Source organism: Streptomyces sp. NPDC058864 (assembly GCF_042742985.1).
Lineage (GTDB): Bacteria > Actinomycetota > Actinomycetes > Streptomycetales > Streptomycetaceae > Actinacidiphila.
In genome coordinates this window covers 228821-248044 of the sequence record NZ_JBHYMQ010000003.1, presented here as the reverse complement: position 1 = coordinate 248044, position 19224 = coordinate 228821, and the positions used below count along the sequence as shown (strand labels likewise).

18 protein-coding genes and 1 pseudogene are annotated in these 19224 nt (G+C 72.8%); 8 read left to right on the top strand and 11 right to left on the bottom strand.

Going from position 1 to position 19224, the window contains the following annotated elements:
- Nucleotides 1–47 precede the first annotated feature (47 nt).
- Nucleotides 48–644: a hypothetical protein gene (locus tag ACFW3D_RS04365; protein WP_500501141.1), complete on the bottom strand. Its 597-nt coding sequence runs from the start codon at nucleotides 642–644 to the stop codon at nucleotides 48–50.
- Nucleotides 645–746: 102 nt separating this feature from the next.
- Here ACFW3D_RS04365 and ACFW3D_RS04360 point away from each other — a divergent pair, with 102 nt between their 5' ends.
- Nucleotides 747–1037 (top strand): Imm32 family immunity protein, encoded by a 291-nt coding sequence (locus ACFW3D_RS04360; RefSeq protein WP_500501139.1) that lies wholly within the window; start codon nucleotides 747–749, stop codon nucleotides 1035–1037.
- A 270-nt stretch (nucleotides 1038–1307) separates the two neighbouring features.
- Here ACFW3D_RS04360 and ACFW3D_RS04355 read toward each other — a convergent pair whose 3' ends face one another.
- From ACFW3D_RS04355 to ACFW3D_RS04345, 3 genes are all read right to left on the bottom strand, one after another.
- The gene (locus tag ACFW3D_RS04355) at nucleotides 1308–2234 is read right to left on the bottom strand and encodes a hypothetical protein (protein WP_500501137.1); all 927 of its coding nucleotides are present in this window, start codon (nucleotides 2232–2234) and stop codon (nucleotides 1308–1310) included.
- A complete protein-coding gene (locus ACFW3D_RS04350; protein ID WP_500501135.1) occupies nucleotides 2231–2821 on the bottom strand; it encodes an RNA polymerase sigma factor in 591 nt (196 codons plus the stop codon). Before ACFW3D_RS04350 ends, ACFW3D_RS04355 begins: the two co-directional genes overlap by 4 nt.
- A gap of 539 nt (nucleotides 2822–3360) precedes the next feature.
- Nucleotides 3361–3561 (bottom strand): hypothetical protein, encoded by a 201-nt coding sequence (locus tag ACFW3D_RS04345; RefSeq protein ID WP_500501133.1) that lies wholly within the window; start codon nucleotides 3559–3561, stop codon nucleotides 3361–3363.
- Nucleotides 3562–3681: 120 nt separating this feature from the next.
- Here ACFW3D_RS04345 and ACFW3D_RS04340 point away from each other — a divergent pair, with 120 nt between their 5' ends.
- The 3 genes from ACFW3D_RS04340 to ACFW3D_RS04330 are packed head-to-tail and all read left to right on the top strand — an operon-like array spanning nucleotide 3682 to nucleotide 6490.
- On the top strand, nucleotides 3682–3891 hold the full coding sequence (locus tag ACFW3D_RS04340) for a ferredoxin (protein WP_500501132.1): 210 nt from the start codon (nucleotides 3682–3684) through the stop codon (nucleotides 3889–3891).
- Entirely contained in the window at nucleotides 3881–5251 is a 1371-nt protein-coding gene (locus ACFW3D_RS04335; protein ID WP_500501130.1) for an NAD(P)/FAD-dependent oxidoreductase, read from the top strand. The genes ACFW3D_RS04340 and ACFW3D_RS04335 overlap by 11 nt, the downstream gene beginning before the upstream one ends.
- A 33-nt stretch (nucleotides 5252–5284) precedes the next feature.
- Entirely contained in the window at nucleotides 5285–6490 is a 1206-nt protein-coding gene (locus tag ACFW3D_RS04330; RefSeq protein ID WP_500501128.1) for a cytochrome P450, read from the top strand.
- A gap of 33 nt (nucleotides 6491–6523) precedes the next feature.
- Here the strand turns inward: ACFW3D_RS04330 and ACFW3D_RS04325 are convergent, their stop codons facing one another.
- Nucleotides 6524–7072, bottom strand: coding sequence for a CGNR zinc finger domain-containing protein (locus ACFW3D_RS04325; RefSeq protein WP_500501126.1), 549 nt, complete (start codon nucleotides 7070–7072; stop codon nucleotides 6524–6526).
- Between the two features lie 114 nt (nucleotides 7073–7186).
- On the opposite strand from ACFW3D_RS04325, the gene ACFW3D_RS04320 reads away from it, so the two are divergent.
- Together ACFW3D_RS04320 and ACFW3D_RS04315 are read left to right on the top strand one after the other, a co-directional pair.
- Nucleotides 7187–7612, top strand: a complete 426-nt coding sequence (locus ACFW3D_RS04320; RefSeq protein ID WP_500501124.1) for a hypothetical protein — start codon at nucleotides 7187–7189, stop codon at nucleotides 7610–7612.
- Nucleotides 7613–7783: 171 nt separating this feature from the next.
- Nucleotides 7784–9355, top strand: a complete 1572-nt coding sequence (locus ACFW3D_RS04315; RefSeq protein WP_500501122.1) for a hypothetical protein — start codon at nucleotides 7784–7786, stop codon at nucleotides 9353–9355.
- 38 nt (nucleotides 9356–9393) lie between these two features.
- Here ACFW3D_RS04315 and ACFW3D_RS04310 read toward each other — a convergent pair whose 3' ends face one another.
- A complete protein-coding gene (locus tag ACFW3D_RS04310; protein ID WP_500501120.1) occupies nucleotides 9394–10110 on the bottom strand; it encodes a TIGR04222 domain-containing membrane protein in 717 nt (238 codons plus the stop codon).
- Nucleotides 10111–10609: 499 nt separating this feature from the next.
- Between ACFW3D_RS04310 and ACFW3D_RS04305 the strand changes: the two genes are divergently transcribed.
- The gene (locus ACFW3D_RS04305; protein WP_500501118.1) at nucleotides 10610–11263 is read left to right on the top strand and encodes an aggregation-promoting factor C-terminal-like domain-containing protein; all 654 of its coding nucleotides are present in this window, start codon (nucleotides 10610–10612) and stop codon (nucleotides 11261–11263) included.
- A gap of 33 nt (nucleotides 11264–11296) precedes the next feature.
- Here the strand turns inward: ACFW3D_RS04305 and ACFW3D_RS04300 are convergent, their stop codons facing one another.
- The 4 genes and pseudogenes from ACFW3D_RS04300 to ACFW3D_RS04285 all read right to left on the bottom strand — a co-directional run bounded on the left by ACFW3D_RS04300 (nucleotide 11297) and on the right by ACFW3D_RS04285 (nucleotide 14895).
- Complete coding sequence (locus ACFW3D_RS04300; RefSeq protein WP_500501116.1) at nucleotides 11297–11734, bottom strand: HflX-like GTP-binding protein; 438 nt, start codon at nucleotides 11732–11734, stop codon at nucleotides 11297–11299.
- 81 nt (nucleotides 11735–11815) lie between these two features.
- A pseudogene (locus ACFW3D_RS04295) lies at nucleotides 11816–11968 on the bottom strand (IS5 family transposase); the annotation flags it as partial.
- A 9-nt stretch (nucleotides 11969–11977) separates the two neighbouring features.
- A complete protein-coding gene (locus ACFW3D_RS04290) occupies nucleotides 11978–12460 on the bottom strand; it encodes a WapI family immunity protein (protein ID WP_500501114.1) in 483 nt (160 codons plus the stop codon).
- A gap of 224 nt (nucleotides 12461–12684) precedes the next feature.
- Nucleotides 12685–14895 carry a HelD family protein gene (locus tag ACFW3D_RS04285; protein WP_500501201.1) on the bottom strand — a complete coding sequence of 737 codons (2211 nt, stop codon included), beginning with the start codon at nucleotides 14893–14895 and terminating at the stop codon, nucleotides 12685–12687.
- A 502-nt stretch (nucleotides 14896–15397) separates the two neighbouring features.
- Here ACFW3D_RS04285 and ACFW3D_RS04280 point away from each other — a divergent pair.
- Entirely contained in the window at nucleotides 15398–16777 is a 1380-nt protein-coding gene (locus ACFW3D_RS04280; RefSeq protein WP_500501112.1) for a HEAT repeat domain-containing protein, read from the top strand.
- 78 nt (nucleotides 16778–16855) lie between these two features.
- Here ACFW3D_RS04280 and ACFW3D_RS04275 read toward each other — a convergent pair whose 3' ends face one another.
- Nucleotides 16856–18988, bottom strand: coding sequence for a DUF1996 domain-containing protein (locus ACFW3D_RS04275; RefSeq protein WP_500501110.1), 2133 nt, complete (start codon nucleotides 18986–18988; stop codon nucleotides 16856–16858).
- Between the last annotated feature and the right edge of the window lie 236 nt (nucleotides 18989–19224).

Genomic DNA, 19224 nt, shown 5'->3' with positions numbered 1-19224 from the left:
TCATGGGCCCTGGCTCAACGCATGACCAAGCTGTAACAGGCGGTCCCCTACCGCTGTGACGTGGGCTCCGTCGCCACTGGAAAGCCCAAAGCGTCGAGCATCATGCCGAAGAGGTCTTCGACGAATGTCTCCTCCGAGCGCAGCAGCTCCTCGATCCGCGACTGCGACGCCGCGGCCGGGACCCCCGCCGCAGCGGCCCAGGCGAGAGCGCCCGCGGCGTCGGCAGGGACCTCCGCGTCGAGTTCCGCGCGTGTGCGACTCACAGCCACGTCGAACTCGGGTGTGCCCACCCAATGGATCACCTCGTCCACGTCCTCGGGCACGTCGGTGAGGAATCCCGCGGCAATGTGCAGGTTGAGCCATGCCTGCCAACGCCGCCCATCGGTGCCCAGACCTCTCACCAGGGCGAGGCTGCTCTCGGACACGTCCGCGACGCAGGCCGGTGCGCCGGTCCATTCGACGAGGGCGGGCAGATCGTCGTTCTCCCAGATCTCATTGCGGAACTGGAGGGTCTGCCAACCGCCTTCCCGCGGGCGCCACGTATGAACGGCGTCCTTCAGCTCCTGGTCGACGCCGTCGAACACGGGCGCTTCCAGCAGCGGGCGCCCGCTGCGGGCAAAAACCAGGTGTCCTGAAAATCCCACGGGAACTCCTCCTCGACGACGTTGCCCGCACCATATGGGCGGCCACCGACAGAGCAGGCCGACTGCCTGGCGTGATCCGGGGCGTGGGCCATGATGGCCGCCATGGCATCCGAATCGCGTCCCGCGCCGCCCGCGTCGATGCACCTGACCACGTTCACCGACGGACTGGCCCGCGACTTCACCTGGGACGAGGACGCGCGCATCGAGGTCCGTGCCCTCGAGCACCTGGTCGTCGTCGAGGCGAACGCCGACGGACTCCGCGCCCTCGCACGGCACTTGCTCACGCTCGCCGAGGACGGCACACCGGACGGTGCGCACGTGCACCTCGAGCCGGGGATGGGACTGGCGGAGGGGTCCGTGGAACTGGTCCTGGAGCGGTGCGACGACGAATGACGCGTCCGCCGTCCGGCGCGGGAGCGCCCGTGCCCGCCCGACGACGTGTTGCCGAACCGGACAAATCACCCCCGGGTACTGTCAAGCGCGCCGGCGGCGCACGCGCTCGACGGCGGACGGGGTGACGGGCCGCCACCGCGGCGGCGGGCGGAACCCTCGTCGCCTGGTGGCGGTGGGCGCGGACGGCCGTCAGGGGCTTCGGAACGCCCCCGCGGGCCGCGGCGCACGGCCCCTTACGGGCCGGGACCGTGCGCCGTTCGACCTTGTCCGTCAGCCGATCGTGTCGGTCGGGCCGGCCGACAGGACCGTCACCCGGCGGTCGTTCCGGTCGTTCTTCCACGGTGTGCGGAGCTCGAGGAGCGTGCTGGTCTTCGGGTCGACGATCACCTCGGTGGTGCCGATGCCCCCGTGGTACACCAGCCGGATCCCGCTGCGTCCGGCGGCGTCCTCGGCGGTGCCGGCCATCGTGACGCCCCTCAGCGTGGACAGCGCCTTGAACAGCCCGGCGCGCAGCTGCGGACTCGCGGGGGCGCTGCTGAGCAGGACGCCGGCCTCCTCGAACGCGACCGTGCCCGCGTCCTCCTCCCAGGGGCCCTGCTTCGTGCTCAGCATGATCCGGCGCAGCGCCCCCGGGTCGGTGGGCAGGCCGTTCAGTCCGTTCCAGTCCAGGTTCTTCGAGCCGAACCGCCAACCGGGGAAGTGACGCTTGAGGCTGCCCTTCCCCGTGCCGACGTAGGTCAGTTCCATGGACCGCGAGATGTACGCGGTGCCGGTCCCGGAACGGACCTTCCAGTACTTCCCCGAGACCGCCGGCCGGGTGGCGGCGATCTCGGCGATGTCGTTCAGGAAGAGCGACGCGGACTCCGCCCGCGTCCCGTGCCCCGTGCCGGCCGGTGCCGTCCCCGTGTTCGCGCTCGTCACCGCGATGCCGGCGGCGACCGCGGCGGCGGCCAGCACGGCCACGACGCGGCGCCGCATCCGGAACGGCTTCACCACGGCGTTCTCCCGCGATTCGGCCCGCGGGGCGGTCGCCGTCCCCTCCCGCGCGGCCTCCTCGACGACCGCCAGCGCCCGGGCCACCACCCGCGCCGAGGGCGCCTCGACCCGGCCCGCCGCCTGCAGCGCCTGCGCGCCCGGGAAGTCCAACAGCGCCTGCCGCTCGGTCATGTCCGTCTCCTCCACCTCGTACGTGCTCATCCCAGGTCTCCCGTCATGGTCAGGCCCCGTCCCGCGAGGCGGGCTGGCGCGAGCCGTTCACGCAGCCGGCTCCGGGCCCGGTGCAGCCGTGAGCGGGCCGTTCCGGTGGGGATGCCCACGGCGGCGGCCGCCTCGGCCGGCGTCAGTTGCTCCCAGCTGACGAGGAGCATCACCTCCCGCTCCGCCTCGGGGAGCTCGGCCAGCGCTGTGCGCAGGGCGGGTGCCAGCGCTGCCGCGTCCAGCCGCTGGTCCACCGCCTGCCACGGGTCGGTGATCTGCGTCCCCGCAGGGAGCTCGGTACGCGCGGTCCGCCTCACATGGCCCGCGAGGACGTTGCGGGCCACCCCGAACAACCAGCCCCGCGCGGACCCGCGCGAGGCGTCGAACGTGCGCCGGGCGGCGAACGCCTGCAACCAGGCCTCGGCCAGCAGATCGTCCGCCGCGCCCGGCATCCGCCGCACGAAGTAGCCGTGCAGGGCCGCCGAGTACTTCTCGACCAGCGGCGTGAACGCCGCCGGATCGTCCGCGGCCAGGGACAGTTGGGCGTCACCGTCGCGATCGCCGCGCGCGTCGTGTTCCGATTCCACGGAATCTCCGTATCCGACCGTCGCACGACGGTCTCACCCCGTACTTGTCGCACCGCGCCGGTTGCGTTCGCGGCGTCCGCACGCGGACGCCGCCCGGGCGCCTGCGGCCGGCGGCGCTCGTCGGCACATCCCGGAAACGTACGCGGCGGCGATCCGCCCGCACGCCGCCGCATGCTGCTTCTCCACGTCACGCGGCCGGGGTCTGAGCGACGGGCCGGGGCAGGTGCGGGCCGTGCACCCGACCGGCGATCCGAGCCCGGGGTCACTGCCCGGCCCCTTCCGCGGCGGCACGATGCGGATCGCGGTGGAGGTCCCGGCGCCGGAACCGGGGCGCCGGCGGCGACCTGCTTCGAGGCTTCGACGGATGCGACGGGCGTCCGGACGAGCGGTTCGTGCCGGAGCGGGCGATCCCGCCCGCGGAGTGGCGGCCGGTGATCGACCCGGGCGTGAGGACGCCGCTCCGGTCGCGTCGTAGCCGCTCGTAGCCGCACGTAGCCGCGCCCGCACGGCCCCCGGGGCGGGCCCGTCACGCGCGCCCGTCACCAGGTCGTCGGCCCGGCGCCGCGCCACTCCACGAGGTCGCTGTCGTACAGGTCGCCCAGCCGCATGCGGAGCCCGGCGCGGCGGACGAGCGCGAGGACGTCGCGGGGGCCGTGGGCGAGCCCGAGGATCCTGCCGTCGTACCGCACACGGCGGCCGCCGCTGCCCGACGGCGGGTGGACGATCACTCGGCATGGCACCAGCTCAGCCTGGCCCCGCCCGGGCGCGGCCGCATCCTGGCGGAGTAGCCGGACGCGCGCGCGGCCCCCGCAGGGCTTACCAATGAAGGGACACCAGAAGGCCGGAGAGAGTGGCTGGGCATGCGCGTTGTCGTGGATCTCACCCGTTGCCAAGGCTATGCACAGTGCGTGTTCCTTGCGCCGGACGTGTTCCAACTGCACGGCGAGGAGGCACTGCTGTACGACCCGGCGGTTCCGGAGGACCAGTACGAACGCGTGCGTCAGGCGGCCGCGGCCTGCCCGGTGCAGGCGATCCTGGTGGGCGAGGCGGTGAGCGCCGGTGTCCGGTGACCTGAAGGAGGGCCGGATCGTCATCGTCGGCGCGTCGCTGGCCGGTCTGCGGGCCGCCGAGGCGCTGCGCGACGAGGGCTTCACCGGTTCGCTGACCGTCGTCGGGGACGAGCCCCACCCGCCGTACGACCGGCCGCCGCTGTCCAAGCACGTGCTGCTGGGCAAGGCGTCGGCGGACGCCACCGAGCTGCCGATGCGCCGTGATCCGGAGGCGGAGTGGCGGCTGGGGGTGAGCGCCACGGGGCTGGATCCGGTCGGGAAGCAGGTGCTGCTGGGCGACGGCTCCTCGCTGCCGTACGACCGGCTGCTGATCACGACCGGAACGCGGGCGCGGCCCTGGCACGTTCCCGAGGAGGCCGCCCTCGACGGGGTGTTCACGCTGCGCACCAGCGACGACGCCGCGGGCCTTGCCGAGCGGCTGGCGGCCGGGCCGCGCCGGGTGCTGGTGATCGGGGCGGGCTTCACCGGTTCGGAGATCGCGTCGGTCTGCCGCGAGCGCGGTCTGGAGGTCACGGTCACCGAACGCGGCCCCGCCCCGCTGGTGGGCGCGCTCGGCGGGACGCTGTCGAAGCTCGCGGCCGCCATGCAGCGGGCGCACGGTGTGGACCTCCGCTGCGGGGTGACCGTCACCTCGCTGCGCGGCACCGGCGGCAGGTTCACCGGCGCGGACCTGTCGGACGGCACCCGCGTCGACGCGGACGTGTGCGTCGTCGCCATGGGCGCGGTCCGCAACGTGGAGTGGCTGGCGGAGTCGGGGCTGGCCGCGGATCCGCGCGGGATCGCCTGCGACGCCGGGTGCCGGGCGTTCGACATGTACGGCATCGTCACGGACGACGTCTTCGTGGCCGGCGACGTCTCACGCTTCCCGCACCCGCTGTACGAGTACCAGTTGCTCTCCCTTGAGCACTGGCGCAACGCGGTGGACCAGGCCGCGGTGGCCGCGCACAACATGGTCAGTCCGGGGCCGCTGCGGCGTCCGCACCTCTCGGTCCCGACGTTCTGGTCGAGCCAGTTCGGCTACAACATCAAGTCGGTGGGCGTCCCGACGTTCTCCGACGAGGTGGTCATCGCCCAGGGCTCGCTGGAGGAGCGCCGCCTGGTGATGGTCTACGGCTACCGCGGCCGGGTGACCGCCGCGGTCACGGTCAACATGGCCAAGTCGCTGGAGTACTACGAGCGCCTCATCGAGACCGCGGCCCCGTTCCCGCCCCCGCCGGGGGCGGCGGACCGGCGTGCGGCGGCCGAGGTCCCGCTCCCCTCCGACGTGCCGGACCCGAGCAGGCTCTCGCACGGTCCGACCGTCGCGCTCACCGGCTACCTGCCGGACCGCCGGCTGGTCCTGGCGAGGCCCACCGGGTGATCCACCCCGCCCATCCACGAGGAGCCACCACGCATGACCGCCGAGACCCTGCTGGAACGGATCACCGACTACGCCAGCCGCCCCGACCCGTACCCGCTGTACGCGGAGCTCCGGGAGGCCGGGCCCGTGGTGCGCCAGACGGACGGCAGCTACCTGGTCGGCACGTACCACGAGGTCGTGGGCCTGCTCCACGACCCGAGGCTCAGCGCGGACCCGCGCAACCGCACGACACCGGCTCCCCCGTCGTCGGAGGAGACGCAGCACCTGCCGTTCCTGCGGCTCGACGACCCCGAGCACCACCGGCTGCGCACGCTGGCCATGCGGCCGTTCGGCCCTCCGCACAGCCCCGGCCGGGTCGACGCCATGCGGAGTGAGATCACCCGGATCACCGGGGAGCTGGTCGAGGGGCTCCGGGGCCGCGACCACGTCGACATCGTGGACGATCTGGCCTACCCGCTGCCGGTCACGGTGATCTGCCGGGTGCTGGGCGTCCCGCGTGAGGACGAGCCCCGGTTCCGGGAGTGGACCGACCTGCTCGTCGCCTCCGCCGACATCAGCCCCGGCGAGGACACCGCCGAGCGGGCCGAGGCGGGCCGCCGGGCCCGGCTGGAGATGGGGGCGTACCTGCTCGGTCTGGCCGGGCAGCGCCGCGGCCGGCCCACCGGCGACATGCTCTCGGACTTCGTCAACGAACCGGACCCGGAGCTGCGGCTCACCGACGAGGAGCTGGCGATGACCGCGATCCTGCTCCTCATCGCGGGGCACGAGACCACGGTCAACCTCATCACCAACGGCGTGCTCACCCTGCTTCGCCACCCCGACCAGCTGGAACGGCTCCGCCAGGAACCGGAGCTGCTGCCGGAGACGGTGGAGGAACTGCTGCGGTACGAGCCGCCGGTGCACCTGCGCGAGCGCATCCCGCTCGCCGACGTGGAGATCGCGGGCACCGTCATCCCGAAGGGGACGTCCGTGATCCTCGCGCTCGCCTCGGGGAGCCGTGACCCCCTGCGGTTCCAGGACCCCGAGCGGTTCGACCCCGCCCGCAAGGACAACGAGCACATCGGCTTCGGCAGCGGCATCCACCTCTGCTATGGAGCACCGCTCGCCCGTATCGAGGCCCAGGCCGCTCTCGGAGCGCTGCTCCCCGGCCTGGGCACGGCGACCCTGCTGCAGGACCCGCCGCCCTACCGCCGCAACGCGATGCTGCGCGGGCCCCGGCACCTCCTCGTCGGGTTCTGAGGGCGGGAGCCGTTCACCGGGCCGGATCCGGGCTCACGCCGGCGTGGGGCGGTGGCGGGCGCGGAAGGCGGCGGCCTTGACGCGGTTGCCGCAGGTGCGCATCGCGCACCATTCACGGCGGCGGCCCCGGGAGCGGTCGAGATAGACCTGGGTGCACTCGGGGCGGGAGCACTCGCGCAGCAGGGCCGCTTCGTCGCCGCCGATGATCTCGACCGCCTCGCGGGCGAGGGCGGCGAGGCCCTGGGCGGCCGAACCGGAGCGGCTCGTGCCGCCCTGGGCGAGCTGGGCGACGACGGGGGCCCGTGCCGCGTGGCGGTTGACCGCGGCGACGGCGTCGGCGGGCAGCGGAGCACCGTCCAGCCGCGCCTCGACCAGGGTGTAGATCGACTCCCGCAGTTCCACGGCCGCCGCGAGGTCCGACGCGTCGGCGGCGGGCTCGTGGTCGAGCATCCGCGACTCGACGAACCAGGAGTCGAGGAGTTCGGGCGAGGCGAGCATTTCCTTGGGCACCGCGTTGCGTCGTGCGCGCAGCGTGCCCAGGAAGTCGAGGGCGAGCGTCCCGCAGGGAAAGGCATGTTTCACATCACCATCCTAACCGGTGATCCGGGATTCGTCACTGGCTTGACAGGTGACTTCACTCCGTGGGACGGTCGTCACCGTTCAGAACGGTTACTTAATGATGTGGGGGACGCCGCAATGGCTGTCGTACGTTTTCACCTGATCTCCTCGCTCACCCCGTCGGAGGCGCTGGCGGTGCTCACCGACTTCGGTCCCGAGCGGGCCCGGAACTGGCCCACCATCGACGCCGAGCACCTCACGGTCCACGCGATCGGCGACACCTGGGCCGAGGTGACCGAGGGCACCGCCTCCGCGTGGGAGCGGGCGCGCTACGACTGGGACGCCGAGCGGGGACGGGTCACCGTCGCCACGCACGACTCCAAGGTGTTCGGGCCCGGCGGCGGCTGGGTCTTCCAGCTGACCCCCGAGGGGAACGGCACCCGGGTCGATGTCGAGCTCACGCGCACACCCGGCACGCTCAAGGGCAAGGTGCTCGCCACCCTGCTCCCCGTCGCCGCCGCGTCCCTCCGCAAGTCCTACCGGCAGCCCTTCAAGGCCGCCTGAGCCGCGGGCGCCGGCCCGGTCGGCGAGCGGCCGCCGACCGGGCCCCGGCCGCGGGCGCACCCATGCCCCCTCGGGCCGATTCCCCTCCCGAACTCACTGTCGGGATACGGCTACCGTCCGTACACTGTCAAGTTGCAGGCATGCGGGCGTTGCTGACCAGGGGGAGCCGCCATGTCCGAGCAACCGCACGGCGCCGCGTACGGGTACGGATACGGCTTCGCCGTCCCGCCCATGCCCTCCTCACCACCGCCCGCGCCGCCGGACGGGCTCCGGGCGGCGGCGGTGGGACTGCTCAACCTCAGCGGCCTCGGCCTCGGTTACGCCCTGACCCGGCGCTGGGTGCCCATGGTTGTGTGCTGGTTCGCGACCGGCCTCCTGCTGCTGGTGGCGCTGCCCGCGGACCCGGACGGCGTGCCCGTGGGCCTGGTCGTCGTCTACCTGCTCTTCCTCCTGGCCGCGGCCGTCCACGGCGCCGTGGTCGGCCTGCGCACCCGGCTGGTGTGGCCCACGGGCTCCCCCCTGGCGATCGCCCTCGGCATCGTGCTGCTGGCGGTGCCGGCCGGGGGCGTCGTGCTGTACGACATGGCGCGCGACGAGGCCAACGAGCAGGCGCTCCTCGACCGGCTCGACCAGGCCGACCGGCTGGTGCGGGCCGGCGGGAGCGATCCCTTCGAGGTGGCCGAGTCCGACTACCGCAAGGCCCTGCACGAGTACCGGGACATCAGGTCCGGCCACCCGGACTCCCGGGCCGCCGCCCGGGTGCCCGACCGCCTGAAGACCTACTACACGACCGTCGGCGCCGCCTACGAGCAGAAGGACTACTGCGCGGCGATACCGGCACTGACCTACCTGCGCACGGTCCCCGCCACCATGGGCAGGCAGACCCTCGGCACGCTCGCCGCGTGGCCCGACGACCGCCTGGCCACCTCGCTCTACGAGTGCGGCGCGCAGCGCCTGACCGGTGAGGACGCCGACTGGACGGGGAACTTCGGGGAACTCCTGCGCACCTTCCCCGACTCCGAGCAGGCCGCGAAGGTCGCACCCGCCGTCGACTCGGCCGTGGGCAAGGCCGCGAAGGGCGTGAGCGGCTCCGATCCCTGCGCCGCCGTCGAGCGGCTGCGCACCCTGGGCACCCAGGCCGGGGGCCTGAACGCGGGCAGCGGGGACGCCGGCGACGCCGTCGCCGCCTCCGCCGCCCGGGCCGGGAGGAGCGCCGACTCCGGGGTGTACGCCTGCGGGGTCGACCAGTACAAGGACGGCGACTTCGGCGAGGCGCGGGAGACGATGAACAAATACGTCGCCGACAACAAGAGCGCCGGGAACCGGGCCCTGGCCAAGAAGTTCGCGATCGCCGCGGAGGTCGCGGACGAGATCCCCTCGGCGGGCAAGCGGCTGCCCACACTGGCCTCCGGCGGCAGCATCTCGGTCACGATCAAGAACGACAGCCCCAACCCGATCACGGTGCTCTACACCGGGCCGGTGACCGGCAGCCTCACGCTCAAGGCCTGCGGCAGCTGCACCTCGTACTCCCTGCTGACGCCCTCGCTGGCGGGTTTCAAGCCCTGCCAGGACAGTGGCAAGAAGTACCCGCAGCGCACCATCCGGCTGCCCGTCGGCACCACGTACTTCCTGCACAAGTCGACGTCGTCCGACGGGTCGAGCCCGGCGTCGGACACGGCCAGCCTCAAGCCCGGCTACATCTACACCGAGTGCGCCTACACGACGAAGTCCCTCGGCTTCTGACCGCTGCCGCGCGCCCGGCGCCCGCTCCGTCGCCGTCGTCAGTCCGGACCGCCGCCCCCTCCGCCGCAGCTGAAGCCGCCGCCGGAGTGGTCGGCGGAATGGCCGGCGGAGTGGCCGCTGTGGCCCGCGCCGCCGCCGGTGCCGTCGGTGCCGTCGGTGCCGTAACCCGATCCGTCGTCGGGGTGGTCGGCGCGCCAGCGCAGGAAGTCGTGCCGGCCGAACGGGAACAGGCCCTCGTCCGCGACCGCTCCCCGGCCGATCAGCCCGGCCTCACCGGTGAAGGCGGGGACGAGCGCGGTCAGCGCGGGGTCCCCGTAGAGGGCGACCGCGAGCAGGACGTCCTCTTCCGCGAGCCCTGTGCGGTCCCGGGGCATCGGTGTGTTCCGCCGCAGGCCCGCGATGTACCGTCGGGCGGCCCGGGTCGGGCTCGCCCGCACCAGCCGCAGCAGCCCCGCCGCGGCCAGCTCGGCCCGCATCCGCGACAGCGCCTTGCGCACGACCGCGCGGTCGAGCAGCTCCCTGATTCCCGCCGGCCGGTACAGCCCGACGCGTACCGCCCTCTCCAGCGGATGACGGTGCGGCGGCGGGTCCGCCTGCTCCGGGGACGGCTCCCGGCGCAGGGTGCCCGGCCGGCCGGACTCCACGGCACCGCGCAGGTGCAGCGCCACCACGGCGACCGTCAGGGCGGCTCTGGGGCCGCCGCGCAGCATCGCGATCTCGTGCGGTTCCAGCCGGACCGCCGTTGCCTCGTCCATGGCGTCTCCCCCCGTGCCTCTGCCGGGTACGTGCCCATCGCCGGGGGTGTCCGAAGCCTGCCGGAGCCGGGTTCAGAGGGGGATTTGAGGGTGCCGTAGCGGGCGTACGGCCGGTGATGCAGGCGCGTCCGTCCCGCTCAGGGCCGACGTCCGTGGCCCTGCCCCTTCTCCTTCGGCCGGGGCCGCGTCGTCCGCGCCCCGGCCTCAACCGGCCCAGCGCCGCGCTCCACGGCAGGCTCACCGGCGAACTCGCCGGCCACTGAACGCCGCCGGCCGGCTGGGCCGGTACGGGGGATGACCCGTGGGGCCGATGATGCGTGGGTAAGTAAATGTGCCGGGGGAATTGCCTTGAGCCGTTCTCCTACGGCAGGCTGTCGCTCCAGTCAGGCCCTGTCCTCCGCACATCCGTACGTACGCGCGTACGGGGCAACGGAGTTGGCGGCAGCGGCACGATCGTGTCCGGGAGGTCGCCGAACGGGCCACGCTGGAAGGAAACCGTGTGAGCCGGATCTCGGTCCGGGGGATCGCGGTGGCTTCGGCCACGGCGGTCACCTCCGTGGGCGCCGTCGTCGGTGTCGCCTCGAGCAGTCAGGCGAGCGTGCAGCCCGTCGCCGCCACCGACTCCACCGTCCTCGCGGACATACCCGCCGGCCAGCGGGTCCAGCAGGCCTCCCTGACGCAGCAGGTGCAGGCTCAGTCCGACGCCGCTGACGTCGGCACCAGGAAGGCCGCGGAGCAGGCCGCGCGGAAGCAGGCCGCCAAGGACGCCACTGCCCGCAAGGACGCCGCGGAGAAGGCCGAGGCCGACCGCAAGGCCAAGGCCGCCGCCCGCGCCGCGCTGGTCGTCAAGGCCTCGTACACCGTCGCCGAGGTCCAGGCCATGGCACAGGCGATCATCGGCGACGCCTCCCAGTACCAGTGCTTCTCGAACATCGTCGGCCACGAGAGCGGCTGGAACTACACCGCGACGAACTCCTCCTCCGGCGCCTACGGCCTCGTCCAGGCCCTGCCCGGCTCCAAGATGGCCTCCGCGGGCGCCGACTGGCGCACCAACCCCGGCACCCAGATCAAGTGGGGCCTCAAGTACATGGACAGCCGTTACGGCAGCCCGTGCGGCGCCTGGTCGTTCTGGCAGGCCAACAACTGGTACTAGGGCCGCTTTCAAAAGGCCGCTTCGCGTGAGCGGTCAGTCGGTGGCGACGATATCGGCGAGACTCACAGCGGGACGGCCGAGCAGGTCCGTCAGCGTACGCCGCTGTCGCTCGGTCAAGGTGCCGATGAAGATCACCACGTCGGCTTTGGCCTGGTCGCAGGCCTGAGCTACCTCACGGACTTTGCCGTGGCTCAGCAGAGTCCGCGAGGAATAGGGCTGGCTCATCTTCCGGACCCCGCCATCCGAGACGCCTCGTCGTTGCACGATCTGCACGATGACCCGAGCCCCGCGTGCTGCCAGTTCTGTCGCTGCCGAGGCCATCAGCGTTTCGAAGTCCTTCTGCTTGGCGGAGAAGTAGCCGACCAGGACGACATCAACGCCCACGACCGTGAGGCGGAACGGCCGGCGCTGGGCCGGCCTGGACGGCGCGCGACGAGCCGGGCGCCGGTCGCGCCTTCGTGGCTGATGCATGCGTCACAGGCTAAGTGCCTGGCCACCTGCAGCGATACCGCGTTTCTCGCGGACCGAAGCTGGTGGGAAAGGTCGGAACCGCTCGTTGATGACGGCGATGGTGACGGTGGCCTCGTAGCGGACGGCGAGCCAGTCGTATCTCGTGGCCACGGCCCCGTGGCGCTTGAGGCGGTTGATCCCGCACTCGACCGCGTGGCGCTCGCGGTAGTCGGCCTTGTCCAGCGGCGTCCGTCCGGCGGACGTTCAGCGGGGCGGGAAGGCGGCCAGGGCGCTTTCCCACCGGTCTGCCGCATGGAGCAGAGCGGCCGCTTCGGTCCGCACGTCAACGGTGTACTGGTAGATGTCGGCCCCGTTGGCACCCCGCTGCCACGGCGGCAACGCCTCCATGGACAGATGGACGCGGATCAGCGCCCCGTCCCCGCTTCGTTCCGCCAGGCTGAACCCCAGGACCGGTTCGGTGAACCAGGCGTCCGGCCACAGATGGCCCTCGGCGTCGGGTCCGGTCACCGCTGTCGTCCCCGCGGCGACCCCGCGCAGCCACCTGGTGACCGCCTGCGCCTCATGGGTCAGCAGGCTCGGGTCGGTGAACCGCCAGCGGCCTTCGGGCGTGGTCACCGCGCCGCCGATGACCAGCCAGTTGTCGTCGTGCGGATTTCCGCGTCCCGCGGGGAACTGGTAACCGACGGGCCAGAGTTCGACACTGACGGTGTGATCGTTCAACAGCACCGCCGCAGACTCTCACGGGGCCTGCGGTCCGCGCATCCCGGTTTGTCGCCGCATGGCCGCCGCGGAGGGCGGTGACCGTGATGAGCCGGTGCCCGGCCCCGTGAGGCGTCAGCGCACCTCGCGGGAACACCGCGGCGTCCCCGGACGCTCCCCCCGGCCCGGACGACTCCGGACGCCCCCCGGCCCGGGCGCACCGGGCCGGGGTCGTCGCGTCGCGCCGGCCGTCAGCGAAGCGACTCGGGCAGGGGCTCGCGGTGGACGATGCCCAGGCGCTGGGTGGCGCGGGTCAGGGCCACGTACAGGTCGCTGGTACCGAACGCCGCCGGTTCCACGACCAGGACGTGGTCGAACTCGAGCCCCTTCGCCTCGCGGGGGCCGAGCAGGACCACGGACCGGGTGAGATCGGGCTCGGCACCGGGCGTGACGCCGTCGAGCGGGGCGGCGATCTCCTCGTGCAGCGCGCGCGGCGCGATCACCGCGAGGCGCCCCTCCTGCGGGGTGAGCTCGGCGACGGCCCGCGCCACCGCGCCCGCCAGATCCGCGCCGGCGTGCCGCGTCCACGGCTTCTCGCCCGTCGAACGCACCGAACGCGGCGGCTCGAAGCCGGGGTCCTCGGTGCGTACGACCTGCGCGGCCAGGTCCATGATCTCCGCGGGCGTACGGTAGTTGACGCCCAGCCGCACGTGCTCGAAGCGGTCGCCGACGTACGGCTGGAGGATCTTGTCCCAGGAGCCGACGCCCGCCTCCTCCGAGGTCTGCGCCGGATCGCCGACCAGGGTCAGCGAGCGGGTCGGGGAGCGGCGCATCAGCAGGCGCCACGCCATCGGCGACAGCTCCTGCGCCTCGTCGACGATGATGTGCCCGAACGCCCAGGTCCGGTCGGCCGCGGCCCGCTCGGCGGCGCTGCGGTGGTCGGCCTCCTCGTGCCGGTCGGCCATCCGCTCGGCGTCGATGATGTCGTGGGCGGCCAGGACCTCGGACTCCGCGTCCTCGAACTCGAAGGACTCCGAACCGCGGGACACCTCCAGGACGCCCTGCGCGTAGGCGATCTGCTCCTGGCGCTCGGCCTCCGCGGCGGCCCGTGCGGCGCTGTCGTCGACGCCGAGCAGTTCCGCCGCCTCGTCCAGGAGCGGCACGTCGGCCGGGGTCCACTCGTCCTCACCGGGGGCGCGGCGGATCGCCCCGGCGTCCGCGTCCGGCAGGTACGCCGGCTCGGCCAGGTAGTCGGCGAGGAACTCCTGCGGGGTGAGCATCGGCCACAGCTCCGCCACGGCCGCCCGCACTTCCTCACTGGCCGCGACGCCCTTGCCGAGCTGCGCGATGTCGTCCGGGCCCAGGAAGTTGGGGCCGCCGTACGGGTCCGCACCGATGCGGTCGGCGAGTTGTGCGGTGAGGGCGTCGATGACGTGGAACGCGAAGTACGGCCGGGCCAGGTTGTGCGGCAGGCGCGTCTCGCGGGCGGCCTCCCGGGCCCGGTAGGCGATCTCCCAGTCCAGGACGAGTTCGCCGTCGTCGTGCCGGATGACCATCGGCGCACCCGGCTCGGGCAGCGCCTGGCGGTCGCGGACGGCGAGGGCGAGCGCCTCGGCCATGGCCGCGGCGCCCTTGACGGCCGCCGCGCGCGGGGCGTCGGTGCCGCGGGCGTGGACACCAGGGAAGAGCTCGGCCTGCGTGGCGAGCATGACGCCGGTCTCGCCGAGTGCGGGCAGCACCTCGCCGATGTAGCGCAGGAAGGCCGGGTTGGGCCCCACGATCAGGACGGCGCGCTTGGCCAGCAGCTCGCGGTGCTCGTACAGCAGGAAGGCCGCCCGGTGCAGCGCGACCGCGGTCTTGCCGGTGCCGGGGCCGCCCTCGACGACGAGGACACCGCGGTGCGGGGCCCGGATGATGCGGTCCTGGTCGGCCTGGATGGTCCGCACGATGTCGGCCATGCGGCCGGTGCGGGCCGAGTTGAGGGCGGCGAGCAGCACGGCGTCGCCGGTGCGGTCCTCGAAGCCGCTGCGGTCGCCGTCCTCGAGGTCGAGGATCTCGTCGTGCAGCTCGGTGACCCGGCGGCCCTCGGTCGTGATGTGCCTGCGCCGGCGCAGACCCATGGGGGTGTGCCCGGTGGCGACGTAGAACGGCCGGGCGACCGGCGCGCGCCAGTCGATCAGGAGGGGGGTGTGGTCGGTGTCGTCCTCACGGATCCCGATCCGGCCGATGTGGTGCGCGGCACCGCCGTGGAGGTCGATCCGGCCGAAGCACAGCGAGCCGTCGACGGCGTCGAGGGCCGCCAGCAGCCCGGACCGCTCGGCGACGAGGACGTCGCGCTCGAGACGGGCCTGCATGCCGTTGCCCACCGGGGACAGTGCGTCGTCCACGCGCTGGGCGGCGACCCCGCGCAGCGCGTCGACCCGCTCGTAGAGCCGGTCGATGAATTCCTGCTCCTTCTGCAGTTCGACGCTTTCGCGAGTTGACACATTCGCTCCCTGTCGGATATGCTGTTTCCAGTGGCCCCCGGTGAGGGGCCGTTTCTGTGCGCGCACAGAAACACTCAATATACGTGAGGAAATCCCCGTACCGCAATTGCGGTACGGGGATTTCTCGCGTTCGGGGCGGGGCCCGGGTCTCGGCGCTCTGGCGGCGCCTGAGCGTCCCTCCGGCGGGCTCCGGCGCGAGCGCGCAAAAGAAAAGGAAAGGAGGGCGTCCACTCCAATCCGTTCCCAACGTATAGCGCACCGGGGGGCTTGCGGCAAGGCCCCGCGAGTACCGCAGAATCGCCCGCCGTAACCGGAATTCGGAGCGTGGGGAGACACGGAGTGCGTGCGATGTCGTTGGCGTACGGGCCACCAGAAGACGTCGAACCGCCGGCAGCGGCGGGCGGTGTGACCGGCACCCGGGAGGCCGCCGTCACCTTCAGGATCGCCGGGCGCAGCACGGTGGGGGGTGCCTGACCCCATGGCCGACCACCACCTCGCCGCCCTGCCGGAACTGTCCTGGAACCCCTCCGCGCCCGCAGACGTCCTGCTGCGGCTGCTCAAGCACGACGACCGGGCGATCCGACGGAACGTCGTCCAACGCAGGGATCTGCCCGTGCACGTGGCCGAGGTGATCCTGGCGGACCCCGACCCGGAACTGCGTTCGGAATTCGCCCTGAGCGCGAACGCGGACCCCGCGCTGCGGGCCCGCCTCCTCGACGATCCGTCGCCGAAGGTCCTCATGGCCCTGGCGATCGGGCCGATAGCGTACCGGAAAGCCGTGGAGCCCCTGCCCGACCGGGCGTACGAACGTCTCCTCGCCCACCCGGACCGGCGGATCCGCGGCGAGGCCGTCACCTCGCACGCCGTGCCCGCCCACCTACTGGCGGGACTGGCGGACCATACGGACGGACCCCTGCGCAAGGCGGCCTGCCGCGCGTGGGACACACTCACCGACGACGCCAAGGAGGCGCTGCTCCACGATGAGGACCTCGACGTGCGACGCGCCGCGGCATTGCAGGTCTGCCGCCAGGACGCCGAACGCACCGCCTGGCTCGTCGAGAGCCTCGCGAACTCCTGGCACCGGGAAACGGTACTGCGCCACGGCATGCTGAGCCGCGAACTCGCCGAACGCCTGGTCGCCGAGGACGACCCGGGGTTCGTAGCCGCTAACCCCTTCCTCCCGCCGGACCTGGTCCGGCGGCTGGCCGCCCATCCGGATCCGCGCGTGCGGCTGGTCGTCTCCGCCAGGCCGGAACTGACGGAACGGGAACGCGCGGCCGTCGACTACACCGTGGGCCCCGAGGACCGCCTGGACGTGCTGGACTGGGTGTGGGACGCCCGGGACGACCCGGAAGTCCTGCGGCGATGCGCGACCTCCGCGCACATATGGCTGCGCCGCAGCGCCGCCGTGTGCCCCGGCCTGGAACCCGATCTCGTCGAACTGCTCTCCCGGGACGAGGACTTCGCCGTGCGGCTCCTGCTGTGCGAGTTCCACCCGGAGCCGCCGCCGGAGCTCCTGCTGGACCTCTACCTGCACGGCAGCCACCGCGCGGTCCTGATGTTCGCCGCCCATCCGCGGTTCCCCGCCGGGGGTCTCGCGGCACGGTTCGCGGACTCGACGGACCCCGAGGAACGTCGTCTCGCGCTGACCGACCCGGAACTGCCCGCGGAGACCTTGGCGGAGTTCGCCCGCGACCCGGAGCGGCGATGGGCGGCGGCCCGTCACCCGCGGGTCCCCGTACCACTGCTCCGCGAGCTGCTCGACAATCCCGACACGACCCATCTCGCCGCCGGCAACCCCAGCCTGCCCGCCGAGGACATGCACCGGCTCCTCGACGGCGCGGGAGTGCCGGTCTAGCGGCACAACGCCCTTGGCGACCGGGCGGTGGGCCCGGTCGCCAAGGGGGACTTCACTGCGGCTGCCTGGAAGGCGGAGCTAGTTCGAACCGCGCTTCACCTGGCGGAGCAGGAGGAATCCCGCGATCGCCAGGACCGCTCCGAGGCCGGCCGGCCACAGGTTGGTCCCGGTGTCGGCCAGCCCGCCGTTGATCGCCTGCTGGCCGGCCTGTCCCGCGGGGCTCGGGGCGAACGCACCGGGGGCGGGCGTCTGCTGGACCGGCGCCGCCGACTGCTGCCCCGGCTGTTGTTCCGACTGCTGCGCCGGCTGCTGCTCGCCGTGGTGCTCGTGGCCGCCGGCGGGCGGGGCGGCCGTGTCGTCCTGGCCCGCCGGAGGCGTGGAGTCGGCCTTGGGCGTCACCGTGACGGGGGCGTCGGGGGTGTCGCCGCCTCCGTTCTGGCCGTCGTCCTGGCCTCCGTTCTGGCCGTCGTCCGGGGTGTCCGCCGGGGGCTCCTCCCCGCCGGGGTTCTCGTTCCCGCCGTTGCCGGGGTTGTCGTTGCCCCCGTTACCGGGCTCCTCCCCACCGGGGTTGTCGTTCCCGCCGTTGCCGGGGTTGTCGTTACCCCCGTTACCGGGCTCCTCCCCGCCGGGGTTGTCGTTCCCGCCGTTGCCGGGGTTGTCGTTGCCCCCGTTACCGGGCTCCTCCCCGCCGGGGTTGTCGTTCCCGCCGTTGCCGGGCTCCTCCGCACCGTCATCACCGGGGCCGCAGGTGCGGCCCTCGTTGATGCAGTCGGCCACCTCCCGCATCAGGCCCTCGTCGAAGATGTTGATGAAGTCGCCGTGGTCGGTGACCGGCTTGTGCAGGTTCTCGGGGAAGGAGTCCACCGCGAACAACGGCACCGTCTTGCCGCCGTCCTGGACGCTCGGCGCCTTGACGTCGTACACGATGCGCTGGACCAGCTGCGGGATGGTCTTGAAGCCCTGCGGGCAGTTGCCGCCCGCGTCGGCGAACGCGACGTGGGTGCGGTGGTTGGCGCTGTCGACGTTCTGGCCGTCCCAGCAGCTCTGGAAGCGGAAGGTGCGGACCACGTCGCTGCCGTCGGGGCAGAGCGGGTACCTGTCCTTCAGCTGCCGGTCCTCGAGACCCGTGCAGCTCCAGGAGGCGTTGGCGTTGGCCGGCCCGTTGACGAACGCCTTCGCGTCGCCGGTGATGATGCGCAGCAGGCGCGGCATGGGCGTGACCTTGCTGACGGGGTTGCCGACGAACGTGAGCGTGACCTGCCTGGGGGTCACGATCTTGCCCGCGTTGCCCTCGGTGCCGCCGCCGGGCGCCTGGGCGTCCCGCTCGACGGTGCCGTCCTGCACGCGCAGCACGGGCCAGTAGTACGACGACTTGTCGCCCTGGTCCTTGCAGCTCGTCTCGGCCTTGGCGAGGTCGTCGATGGTGGCGAGTCCGTTGTTGGACTGGTTGCCGACGTAGTCGTGGAAGTGGTGGGCGCCGTTGGTCACTCCGGGGGCGACGATGATGTTGTCGGAGTTGAACAGACCGTTGGCGTTGACACCGCAGTCGGATGAGAACGTGCCGGAAGAGGCGTCCGACGGCTGGGGGCCGCGCGGCGCGTTCGGGCTGACGCTCATGATGTCGGCGAAGTCCGCCATGACGGGGCCGTTGCCGCCCTGCCCGCCGCCGGGCTCTCCGCCGCCCTGGTTGCCCTGGTCGCCCTGTCCGGCCTGGCCGTTCTGGCCGCCGTCACCCGTGGACGGCTGGGGGCTGCCCTGCTGGCCCTCCTGACCTTGCTGGCCCTCCTGACCTTGCTGACCCTCCTGGCCCTCCTCGGCGCCGGTGGAGCGGACCGCCGTGCACCCCGCGAGGGCCTCGACACCCTGCGGGGGGTCCCCCACGCGGTCGATGGCCTGCAGGATGCGCGCGATCGTCGCGGCGCGCTTGTCCTTCAGCGGGCCCAGGATCGCGTTGTCCACGAAACCGGGGTCCTGCTGCTGGGCTGCCGACGTCTCCTTGAGCCTCTGGTAGGCCTCGGCTATCTGCTGGTCCAGCAGGGCGAGTTCCTTGTCGACGTCCTCCTTCGCCTGCTCGGGCACGGAGGTCAGCTGTGTGCCGACGTCGGGGCAGTCGACGGTGTACGCCTGGCCCGCGGAGGTCGTCTGCGCCGTCTCCCCCTCGGTCGCCGAGGCGAACACGTTCGCCGTGACTAGGACACCGCCTCCCAGCATCAGGGCGACGGCTACAAAGGTGCCGCTACGTGTACCGGTAGCACGTCTGCGCGAATTGCGTACCAAGGAAACCCTCCTGCGCGCCTGATGATTGGCGGCCTGAACACGACAAGCCGCCGATACATACGGGCGCCTCCCCCGGAGTGTTCAACCGCCCCGGAAATTCACAGGAGTTACCGGTCGACGCCGTGACCGCCCAGGCCGGGCCCGGTGGCCCCACGCCACCGGGCCCGGCC